The organism is Streptomyces sp. NPDC012935 (assembly GCF_042900345.1).
Taxonomy (GTDB): Bacteria; Actinomycetota; Actinomycetes; order Streptomycetales; family Streptomycetaceae; genus Streptomyces.
The window spans coordinates 1-1,391 of record NZ_JBIBBC010000079.1 but is presented as its reverse complement, the minus strand read 5'-3'; the positions used below and the strand labels follow the sequence as shown (position 1 = coordinate 1,391).

Annotated in this window: 1 protein-coding gene and 1 pseudogene; both read right to left on the bottom strand. The window is 69.0% G+C overall.

What is annotated here, in order from left to right:
- Nucleotides 1-143 precede the first annotated feature (143 nt).
- Nucleotides 144-911 carry a hypothetical protein gene (locus ACFY5C_RS41595; RefSeq protein ID WP_344410975.1) on the bottom strand — a complete coding sequence of 256 codons (768 nt, stop codon included), beginning with the start codon at nucleotides 909-911 and terminating at the stop codon, nucleotides 144-146.
- A 79-nt stretch (nucleotides 912-990) separates the two neighbouring features.
- Nucleotides 991-1,318 (bottom strand): annotated as a pseudogene (locus tag ACFY5C_RS41590) (hypothetical protein).
- Between the last annotated feature and the right edge of the window lie 73 nt (nucleotides 1,319-1,391).

Sequence of the window (1,391 nt, the reverse complement as noted above, 5' to 3'; positions counted from 1 at the left end):
AGTCTCCGCCCTCCTTCGGGAGGGCGTTTTTGCTGTTCAGGGCCGGTTCAGCCACACGCTGGCGTTCCACACATCGGGCGTAGATGGCGAGCAGCACAGGCACGCTGTTCCCTTGAACCACTTCGCGGCCACCTCGCCGGCCGTCAGTAGCGGTGGCCGGGCCAGTGCGGGTCCATGTAGCGGTCCATGCCCGTGAGGCCGAGCAGCCGTATCCGGTGCTGGAGATCCGCCGAGGCGCCCGACTCGCGAAGCCGGACGGTGGCGGGGCCGAGGAGCCAGGCGACCAGTTCGACGCGTGTCGCCTCCTCGTCGTGCTCGTACCAGTCGACGTGCCACGGCAGACCGTCTCCCAGAAGCTCGTACTCCCATTCCGCGGCCGCCTCGGCAAGACGCCGGTCGCTGAGGTACCCGGTCTCCTTCTCCCAGTCGGCAAGCCAGGGGCCGACCGTTCCGGAGGCCTCGGCGCACATGGCGAAGACCTGGTGTGCCGGCACGGCGGCGTCCGGATCGGTGAGGCTTTGCAGCCACCAGGCGTGCAGGAACTCCCGTACCGGATCGGCGTGCTGGTCGGGCCACTGCTGCCAGCGGGCGCGGGCGAAGGAGTACCCGGCCTCCTCCAGCCCGAACAAGGGCTCCACGCGACCGGCGACCAGGGCCTTGGCGAACTGCGGCAGGATGCGACGCAGCACGGCCGAGTGGTCGGACCAGTCGGTCGCCCGCCAGGTCCGGTGCAAGAGGTCCGGGTTCAGTTCCACGTCCGGCGTCTTCAGGAGGGACAGTTCCTCCGGACTTCCCCAGTGACACTCGCAGTTGTGCTCGTCCGGACGGGCGGTCATGCCGCGGAAGGTGACGGAGAGGTTGTCCAGGGCGGCGCCGAGACGGCGGCGTGCCGGGTGGTCGGCCATACGCATGATGTGCCTGGCTTTCGAGGACTCCGTACGGCTTCCGCCGGCCGAAGATCGACACCTTACCCGGCGAAGTCCGAAGCCTCTACACCGTCCAGGGCGAGGGTTCGAGTCCGGCGGACCGGTCGAGGTGGAACGGGGTGCCTGGTTCCGTCGGCACGCAAGGCAAGGCGGACGGCCACGGCAACGGCGGACGGCAGTACCGGGCGAGCCTCGCGGTCGAGCCAGTTACTGGGATGGGCTTGGTCGGTGGTGACCACGAGCGTCATGCCCGCGGTGTCCGCGTGCCCGACCGCGAACGTGCATGGCGACCAGCCCAGTCCCTGGGAGTACGTCGGTCTCCCGCGCAGCCTCCAGCGATAGGCCGTGCCGTCGACGACGATCCGTCGTGATCCCTTGCGGACCAGTGCCACAGTTCCGCCTCCCGGCAGTAGGTGCGTGACTTGCCTGACATGGTTGCGTCGTACCCGGTGGGGTGGTTGAAGG